At 62.2% G+C, this 381-nt stretch carries 1 pseudogene; it reads left to right on the forward strand.

The window, feature by feature from the left end:
* Positions 1 to 381 (forward strand): annotated as a pseudogene (locus tag I6F28_RS37285) (IS5/IS1182 family transposase); the annotation flags it as partial.

Here is a 381-nt window from a genome sequence, read left to right on the forward strand (position 1 = left end):
CCTGCAATCCGAGTCCGAGGGGCCTGCCCTCATCTCTTGCGCAGCAAGGCTGCTCGGAAGATGGTCTACATACTCAACCTCCTTCTTCGCGCCGTCATGGCGCACATACCACCGTGCAGCCGAAGGCCATCACCTTCCCGACCGATGCCAAGCTGCTGCACGCGGCAATCAAGGGGCTCAACCGCCTGGCGAGGAAGCACGGGGTCAAGCTGCGGCAGTCCTATCTTCGCATTGCCAAGACCGCGGCGATGATTGCGGGACGCTACGGCCATGCCAAGCAATTCAAGCGGCATCAGCGGCAGTTGCGCATCCTGCGCAGCCGACTGGGCCGGATCATCCGCGATATCCGCCGCAAGATCGAAGGTCAGGCTGTGCTTGAGA

It is taken from the genome of Bradyrhizobium sp. NBAIM14, assembly GCF_020193895.1.
Taxonomy (GTDB): domain Bacteria; phylum Pseudomonadota; class Alphaproteobacteria; order Rhizobiales; family Xanthobacteraceae; genus Bradyrhizobium; species Bradyrhizobium yuanmingense.